8 protein-coding genes are annotated in these 8,185 nt (G+C 60.5%); all 8 read left to right on the top strand.

Going from position 1 to position 8,185, the window contains the following annotated elements; all coding sequences use genetic code 11:
* The first annotated feature begins 27 nt into the window (after positions 1-27).
* The 8 genes from P1S46_10205 (at position 28) to P1S46_10170 (ending at position 8,014) form a co-directional block, all read left to right on the top strand.
* Complete coding sequence (locus P1S46_10205; GenBank protein MDF1536851.1) at positions 28-273, top strand: hypothetical protein; 246 nt, start codon at positions 28-30, stop codon at positions 271-273.
* A gap of 16 nt (positions 274-289) precedes the next feature.
* Positions 290-640 (top strand): TraR/DksA C4-type zinc finger protein, encoded by a 351-nt coding sequence (locus tag P1S46_10200; protein ID MDF1536850.1) that lies wholly within the window; start codon positions 290-292, stop codon positions 638-640.
* Between the two features lie 236 nt (positions 641-876).
* A complete protein-coding gene (locus P1S46_10195) occupies positions 877-1,104 on the top strand; it encodes a hypothetical protein (GenBank protein ID MDF1536849.1) in 228 nt (75 codons plus the stop codon).
* Positions 1,105-2,089: 985 nt separating this feature from the next.
* Positions 2,090-3,235 carry an ABC transporter substrate-binding protein gene (locus P1S46_10190; protein MDF1536848.1) on the top strand — a complete coding sequence of 382 codons (1,146 nt, stop codon included), beginning with the start codon at positions 2,090-2,092 and terminating at the stop codon, positions 3,233-3,235.
* An 82-nt stretch (positions 3,236-3,317) separates the two neighbouring features.
* Positions 3,318-5,156: a thiamine pyrophosphate-dependent enzyme gene (locus P1S46_10185; protein MDF1536847.1), complete on the top strand. Its 1,839-nt coding sequence runs from the start codon at positions 3,318-3,320 to the stop codon at positions 5,154-5,156.
* A complete protein-coding gene (locus P1S46_10180) occupies positions 5,153-5,719 on the top strand; it encodes an indolepyruvate oxidoreductase subunit beta (protein ID MDF1536846.1) in 567 nt (188 codons plus the stop codon). Before P1S46_10185 ends, P1S46_10180 begins: the two co-directional genes overlap by 4 nt.
* 176 nt (positions 5,720-5,895) lie before the next feature.
* Positions 5,896-7,161 (top strand): phenylacetate--CoA ligase, encoded by a 1,266-nt coding sequence (locus P1S46_10175; GenBank protein MDF1536845.1) that lies wholly within the window; start codon positions 5,896-5,898, stop codon positions 7,159-7,161.
* 385 nt (positions 7,162-7,546) lie between these two features.
* Positions 7,547-8,014 (top strand): ATPase P, encoded by a 468-nt coding sequence (locus tag P1S46_10170; GenBank protein ID MDF1536844.1) that lies wholly within the window; start codon positions 7,547-7,549, stop codon positions 8,012-8,014.
* Positions 8,015-8,185 lie beyond the last annotated feature (171 nt).

Genomic DNA, 8,185 nt, shown 5'->3' with positions numbered 1-8,185 from the left:
GGGTGACTGCCATTCTGGGAGGTGCCCATGCGTAACCTTGACCACAGCCGTAAACCCGTCGAATTCGACGGGATAAGAACCCCCTTGGCAAAACTGGTCGAATTCGGCCGGTTTAACCGCGTCGGATTCGAGGCGGTTGCAAACAAGGGCAACGAACGCATGAAGCTGCCGGGAGGTGACCAGATGACCCAGGCCGAACTGAATTCCTTCGAGCGTATGTGCCGCAGGTTTGAAAAATATCTCGGGGAAATCTGCCCCGCCAAAACCGCATAGGGAAAAACGAACAGCCATGACACCCGACCAACTCGAACACTTTCGCCAACTGCTGGAAGCTCAGCGGCAGGAGCTGCTGGCGAGCAGGGATGCCGCCAAAGACTCCACCAAGCCGGTGACGCTCGATCAGACCAGCGTCGGCCGCCTCTCGCGCATGGACGCCATGCAGGGGCAGGCCATGGCCATCGAGGTCCAGCGCCGTCGGGGAATACAGTTACAGCGCATTCAGGCAGCACTCGCCCATATTCAAGGCGACGATTACGGCCTGTGCACTGCCTGCGAGGAGGAGATCGCTATCCGCCGATTGGAAACCGATCCCGCCGCGACCCTCTGTATCGCCTGTGCTTCGCGGCGGGATCGGAGCTGAGTGGTGGCAATCGCGAGGATGTCGAAAGGTAGGAGCGCGTGATCTCCACGTCAGTGCTTTGCGCACTGCTCAGTCTGACATGCGCCGGAGTCAACGACGTTGTGTTCAAACGCTATGCGGGTAAAGACCGTTCGCGTGGGGTCTATGTCTTCGGCATCGGCTTAATCTGATCGATCCTCCAGGTTGCCTATGCCGCCATCCGGGGGATTGAATTTACCCTGTCCGATGTCTCGCTGTTGTACGGCCTTGCCGCCGGGGTGCTGCTGACCGGTTCCAATTTCCTGCTGCTGGCAATCGAGAAGGGGCAGGCCAGCGTTGTCATTCCCATTGCCAACATGAGTTTTGCTGTCGCTCTGTTGTTGGCCATCGTGTTGGGGATGGAACGATTGACCCTGAACAGACTGGCCGCCGTGTCCATGGCGGTTGCTTCCATCCTGTTGCTGTCATTGGTCTGGTCAGCGTGAAAGGGGCGCGTCAGGAATAATACAACGAAACGATGTCGGAGGGAGGCAATAAGACGGGAAAGTTGGAGCGCGATTTTCGGTGTCCGGCTGAATTGCAAACCCGTTACCATCGTCCGCTGCCGGGACTACGGCTTGCGTAGCAAACGGAGCGCGAGACGCAGGCGAGTCGTCCCGAAGGGATGCGACCGCGCAGCGGCGCGCAAATCAGGGGAGAAAATCCCTTCCTGTGTCATGAACCGCCGCCGGATGTCGGCGGGCATTATTTCTCGATTCACATCAACAGGTTGCGGGGCAAGTCGAGGGCGGAGACTGTTTTGCGCCAGGTCGACGCACTCTCCTGCGTCGGTCAACAGTTCCTGACGCTGCCCGGATACGTTCTCCGGACCCGGACCGGGGAAAAGGCCTCTCCGATGCCCCGGCCGGAGGTTGACAAAAACCGATGGCGGATTTCGGGAATTAACGCTTCTGTTGACGCGGTTCGCACGGCTATGGTAAGAAGTAGATTCAGTAGTCAGTAAACAGTAAACAGTAAACAGTGATCAATAGTCGGTACCAAGTCAGGACAAACCGATGAACGCTTGCTTTGCCAAAAATACTTTTACTCACTTCAACTGGTGCTGGTGGCCGGGCAATAGAATTCCGTGTGCGCCGGGAGGCCAGGGTTAGAAAAGGAACAACCTGAGATAGAAAACCAGGCCCCGCCCAACCGGCGGGGCTTTCTTTATTGTGCGCACTGGGAGAAAGGATCCGCCGTCGCCGGAGGCTTCGGAGGACAGGGGGAGGTGGAAACAGGGAGAAGGGAGAAGGGAGAAGGGAGAAGGGAGAAACCGCCTTCGCTAACGCCTCCTGACTGGCTACGGAGGGCAAGGGAAACCAGGAAATAGTGGAAAGTGGAAAGTAAAAGAACAAGTGGCACCGGATTTGATGTAATACGGAAAATCTGATAACCGGACTTAACCAAACGAGGGTGGGAAAGGAGAACAGGATGAAGGGGAAAAAGAGGTTTGCGGTACTGTTTGTCGCGGCGGCTTTCCTGCTTGCCGGTCAGCTGACTGCCCACGCTGCGGACACCTACAAGATCGGGGCGGCCTTCGCCCTCACGGGGCCCGCGGCCGTCATCGGGGACCCGTCAGCCAAGATCGCCGAGATGCTCCTCGAGGAGATCAACTCCGCTGGTGGCGTTAACGGGAAAAAGATCGAAATGATCACCTACGACACCCAGTCGGATCCTACCCAGGCGGTCACCGTCATCCGGCGGCTCATCGAGAAGGACAAGGTCCTGGCCATCATAGGGCCCACCAGCACAGGTACGGCCATGGCGTCCATCAAGTTCATCCAGGACAGCGAGGTCCCCATGGTGGCGTGCGTGGGCGGGTCCCCGGTGGTCGTCCCGGTTAAAAAATGGGTTTTCAAGACTCCTCAGACAGACACGATGGCCGTCGAGCGGCTCTACGACTATTTCACCAGGGAGGGGATTAAAAAGGTCGCCATCCTGTCCTCTTCAAGCGGATTCGGGGACAGCGGGCGCAAGGGCCTCCAGGGCCAGGCGGAAGCCCTCGGCTTCGAGATCGTCGCCGACGAGCGCTACGGCGACAGGGACACGGACATGTCCTCCCAGCTCACCGTCCTCAAGGGCAAGGACGCACAGGCCATCGTTGTGTGGGGCATCGGACCGGCTCCCGCCATCATCACCAAGAACGCGAAACAGCTTGACGTCAAGATCCCCATCTTCATGAGCCACGGGGTGGCCGATCCCAAGTTCATCGAGCAGGCCGGCGAGGCCGCCGAGGGGGTCATGATGCCCGCCAGCAGCTTCATCGTGGCGGACAAACTCGCCGACTCCGATGCAGCGAAAGCGTTCCTCATGGATGTGAAAACGAGGTACGAGAAAAAGTACGGGCCCGTGAGCACCCACACCGGTTATGCCTACGATGCCCTGAAACTCATTGAAATGGCTCTCGCCGCCGCCGGCGCCGACCGGGCCGGCATCCGTGACGCCATCGAGAAGACACAAGGGTACGTGGGGATCAACGGGACCTTCAACATGTCCCCTGAAGATCACAACGGCCTGACCAAGGATTCCCTCGTAATGGTCAGGGTCAAGGATGGAGGCTGGGAGATTGTCCCCTGACATCCCGGCCGATATCCCTGCCGATAATTCAACAGGGACCCCGGGGGGAGGCGGTACCCGCCTCCTCCTGGGTAACGAGGCCATGGCCCAGGGGCTTTACGAGGCCGGCTGCCGGGTGGCGGCGGCCTACCCCGGCACTCCCTCCACCGAGATCCTTGAATCCCTGGCGGCTTATGAAGCGGGCAACCTTCACACCGAGTGGTCGGTCAACGAGAAGATAGCGCTGGAGGTGGCCGCGGCCGCTTCCTATGCGGGCCTTCGAAGCGCCGCGGTCATGAAACAGGTGGGTCTCAACGTGGCCCTCGATCCCCTCATGAGCCTCGCCTACACCGGTGTCGCCGGAGGGATGGTCGTCATCGTCGCCGACGATCCCGGCCCCCACAGCTCCCAGACCGAACAGGACACGCGCCTCATCGCCATGGCTGCGGGTGTGCCGGTTCTGGACCCCGCCACCGGGGAGCAGGCGAGGGAGATGGTCCACCAGGCCTACGATATCTCGGAAAAATACCAGGTTCCCGTGATCCTGAGGCCGGTACTCAGGATCTGTCACTCCCGCGGCCCGGTCGGGCCGGTCACACGCCGGTTCGAGGGTCCGGAGCCCTTGTTTATCAAGGACACGGACCGGTGGGCGGCGACGCCAAAACACCGCTTTACGCTCCACAGGGAGCTCAACCGCAAGCTCGGGCAGATGCGATCCGACCCCCTTGTCACGAAAATGAACGGTTTCTGGCGCGGGGAGAACGGCCCGGCCGACTTTGCCATCCTCGCTTCGGGCGTCGCCGCCGCCTACGCCATGGACGCTCTGACCGACAGGGGGATGGCTGACGAGGTGCCCCTTTTCGTGGCCGGATGCCCGTGGCCTCTTTCCGAAGGACAGATCATCGAGTCCCTTGGCAGGTACGGGCGGATCCTCGTTCTCGAGGAAACGTCCCCTTTCATGGAGATGCTGGTCCGGCAACGCCTGGATGTCTCCGGGAGGCTGGACGGCCTGGTCCCCTCGGAGGGGGAGATCACACCGGATGTGGTTGAGAAAGCTTTGAACAGCTTTCTCACGGTTCACGGTTCACAGTGCACGGTTCACAGTGCAGAGGTGCGGGAAGCGGAACCGTTTCCTGAAGGAGAAGGGGAGACGACGTCACCCAGCCCGCCCACGCTATGCGCCGGGTGCCCCCACCGGTCCTCTTTCTGGGCCCTGAAGAAGGCGATGCCAGGGGCCATCTATACCGGTGACATCGGCTGCTACACCCTGGGCATCGAACTCGGGGTGGTGGATACGGTCCTGTGCATGGGGGCCTCGATCTCCCAGGCTGCCGGTTTCTACTGGGCTTACCGGCAGTCGCCCGGCAGCCGGCAGCCCATCGCGGCCGTCATCGGCGATTCCACCTTTTACCACGCCGGTATCCCTGCCCTCGTCAATGCCGTTCAGCAGGGGGCGGCCTTCGTGCTCCTGATCGTGGACAACGGTACGACCGCCATGACCGGGTGTCAGCCTACTCCAGGGTCGGGTGTCCTCCTGTCAGGAACACCCGGCAACAAGGTGCCCCTGGAAGATGTGGTGAGGGGGTGCGGGGTCACGAAGCTGTGGATCACCGATTCCCTGGATTATGAAGCGTTAACGGGGTCCCTCAAAGAGGCGGCTTTGGCTGCTTCGAAGGGCCAGATGGCCGTGGTCATCAGCCGTTCCCCCTGCGTCCTTAACCTGAGGGAGCGCCAGGGGCCCGTGCCCGTCATCGACCGGCAGGTATGCAACGCCTGCGGCATCTGTACGGACCGTTTCGGATGCCGGGCCATCAGGGCCGACGACGGGGAGTTCACCATCGTGGAGGAACTGTGCCCGGGATGCGGGGTCTGCGTTCACGTGTGTCCCCGGGGGGCGATCGTCGTAAAGGAAGGTGAACGTGAAGGGGGAGGCGAAAGGTGAGCCGGCGGCTGACGACCTATGATATCGTGCTGGCCGGCAGAGGAGGCCAGGGAGTTATCTTCCTCTCCCGCGTCATGGGGCTTGCCGCTCTTGGGCAGGGGCTGGGGGTGAGGACCACCGAGACCCACGGAATGGCCATGCGCGGGGGGTCGGTCCAGTGCTTCGTGCGCATCGGAGACGTATACGGCCCCCTGTTTCGCATGGGCTCGGGCGATCTGCTCATGGTCCTGCACCCTGCCGAAACATCCCTGGCACGGCCCCTGTTGTCGGCAGAGGGCTCGATCCTCGTCAACGATGCCGGTACCGAAACGCCGCTGCCCGCCGGGAAGGGACAAAAAGTGTTCCTTGTGGATGCCGACGGTATCGCCCGTGACTGCGGAAATGCGAGATCGGTCAACCTGGCTCTCCTTGGGGGGGCCGTGGCGTTGGTGAAAGGTTTTCCCCTCAAGGCGGCATCCATCGAGGAGGCCATCGTGAAAAGCGGCCCCCCGAAGGCGGTGGAAAAAAACCTTGAGGTCTTCCGGAAAGGCCTGGGAACCGCAGATGACCTGGAGAAGATCTGAACTTGGGGGAACCGCAGGCGTCTGCCAAATAAACCCTGAAGAGCGTTCACCACAGAGTTCACCCTTCGACAAGCTCAGGGTAGACGGAGAAAGGCAAATAGTCCGGGGGATAAACGCAGGCATGTGCCTTGAAACCCAAGACCCAAAACCCAAATTATTACCAATTAGGAGCCGGGATGTATCAGCCTGAAAAAGAGAGCATGGACCGGGAGCAGCTTGTCCACCTTCAACTGGAAAAACTCCGGTTGACCCTGACACGGATACGTGATCACAACCCTGGCTATCACGGGATGATCGGGAGGGTGGACCCGGAGGAGATCGGTTCTGTGGATGATGTGGCGAAGCTGCCCTTCATGACCAAGGACGACCTGCGCGACGCCTACCCCTTTGCCCTGACCTGCGCCCCGAAAAGGGAGTTTGCGCGCTTTCACATGAGTTCGGGGACTACCGGAACCCCCATCCTCAACCCTTATACGCGGCAGGATGTCGATCAGTGGGGGGAGATCATGGCCAGGTGCTTTGCCGCGGCCGGTGTCGGGTCTGAGGACGTCGTCCAGATCACCCCCTCCTTCGGGCTTTTCAACGGCGGGTTCGGGTTCCATTACGGGGCCAGCCGTTTAGGTTCGTTCATCGTTCCCATCGGGGCCGGCAGGACCGCCCTGCAGCTCCAGTTTATCGCGGATCTCGGGACAACCTGTCTCACGGCCATCGCCTCCTATCCGCTGCGGCTCATGGAGGTGGCAAGGGAGCAGGGGTTCGACTGGCGGGACAACAGCCTCAAGGTGGGGATCTTCGGCGCAGAGGTGTGGAGTGACGAGATGAGAGAGCGTATCGAGGAAGAGATGGGGATCGTCACCTACGACATCATCGGCATGACCGAGACCGGCGGTGTCGGGATGGGGATCGACTGCGCCGCCAGAGCCGGGGTTCACGTGTGGGAGGATCACTATCTGGTCGAGATCACCGATCCGGACACCGGGACGGTCCTGCCTGACGGGGAAACAGGTGAGATGGTGGTGACCACCCTGACCCGGGAAGGCCTGCCGCTTATCCGGTTCCGGACGCGTGACATCACCTCCGTCGTGTCCCGGGACAGGTGCGATTGCGGAAGGACCCACCTGCGCATCGCCCGCATCACTGGGCGAAACGACGACATGATCAAGGTCAAGGGGGTGAACTTCTATCCCCAGCAGATCGAGTCCCTCCTTTTGAAGGAGCCCGGGGTGGGAAACGACTACCTGCTGGTTATCGACCGGGTCGCCGGCGCCGACCACCTGGAGATTACGGTCGAGGTCCGGAACCCCGGGGACACGGCTCTCGCTGACAGGCTGGGACGGATCCTGAAGGATTTCCTCGCTTTCGGGTCCGACCTGAAGCTGGTCGCCATTGGCAGTATCGAAAGGCCTCCGGGGAAGGCAGTTCGCGTCATTGACAAGAGATGACGCGAAAAAATCTCAGATCTCAAATCTCATATCTCAGAAGAGAACAATCCGGATTTGTGTCTATTTGTTCCGGCTTTTGGGTTCTGGTCGATCTTTTTGAGATCTGAGATTTGAGATTTGAGATGATGAACCTGTTATAATTACCTTGTAGCGGTTGCCCCAGACACTGTCTAACCGACCAGAGAAACTAAATTGTAGGGATCTGCGGGCAAGGCGCTGCCGGGCGGTCCGGATTTCTGGCCGCCCGTTTGATCGAGAGCGAAGGTGAGTCGGTAAAAGAGGTGTCTTCGTACTTCGTGCTTTGTGGTTTGATCTGTTTGATCCGGGGCGAGGAGCCTGTCGAAGAACATCGCACAGACTGCCGGTTGGAGAGGAGGTTCCGGTTATGCTGACGATCGAGGTCCCTGGCTGGGGCAGCTTTCCCATCAGGCATCTGGTTCTTGACCTTAACGGGACCTTGACCCTGGATGGAGGCCTTATGGCGGGCGTCAGGGAACGGATCGTCCATCTGGCCGGGAAACTGGACATCCACGTGCTCACCGCTGACACTCTCGGGAAGGCGGCAGAACTGTGTCACGATCTCCCTGTGACCCTGCATACGATCGCCGCCCAGGACCAGGTGGAGGCCAAAAGAAAATATATTCGGGGGCTGCCACTCAGGGCTGTGGCCATGGGGAACGGACGCAACGACGCCGCCATGCTGGCGGATGCCGCCCTCGGGATCGCCGTCATCGGCCCCGAGGGAGCCTCCCCGGAGGCGGTGAGCGCGGCCGATGTGGTGGTGCTGGATATCAATGACGGGCTGGATCTGTTGATCTATCCGGACCGGCTGAAGGCCACTTTAAGGAGTTGACGCGGCTTCCTGCAAGGGGTCATCTACTGCCCCTAGGAGCCTGTCGGAGAACCCCATGCAGGCTCCTAGCAGCTGCTTTCATTACTCCCCCTCTCCCCTCAAAAATCACTTTCACCCCCACCTCTGACTTGTCCCGCCATAGCTTGAGCGACGGCGGATCCTCCCCCCTCA

The organism is bacterium (assembly GCA_029210545.1).
Classification (GTDB): Bacteria; BMS3Abin14; BMS3Abin14; order BMS3Abin14; family BMS3Abin14; genus JARGFV01.
The sequence above is the reverse complement of the archived record's forward strand: the minus strand, read 5'-3'. Positions and strand labels throughout refer to the sequence as shown.

What these genes read in the sequence shown, in the direction of transcription:
- P1S46_10205 (MDF1536851.1), top strand. Translation starts at nt 28, where the DNA reads ATGCGTAACCTTGACCACAGCCGTAAACCCGTCGAATTCGACGGGATA.
- P1S46_10190 (MDF1536848.1), top strand. Translation starts at nt 2,090, where the DNA reads ATGAAGGGGAAAAAGAGGTTTGCGGTACTGTTTGTCGCGGCGGCTTTC.
- P1S46_10175 (MDF1536845.1), top strand. Translation starts at nt 5,896, where the DNA reads ATGTATCAGCCTGAAAAAGAGAGCATGGACCGGGAGCAGCTTGTCCAC.
- P1S46_10185 (MDF1536847.1), top strand. Translation starts at nt 3,318, where the DNA reads ATGGCCCAGGGGCTTTACGAGGCCGGCTGCCGGGTGGCGGCGGCCTAC.
- P1S46_10170 (MDF1536844.1), top strand. Translation starts at nt 7,547, where the DNA reads ATGCTGACGATCGAGGTCCCTGGCTGGGGCAGCTTTCCCATCAGGCAT.
- P1S46_10200 (MDF1536850.1), top strand. Translation starts at nt 290, where the DNA reads ATGACACCCGACCAACTCGAACACTTTCGCCAACTGCTGGAAGCTCAG.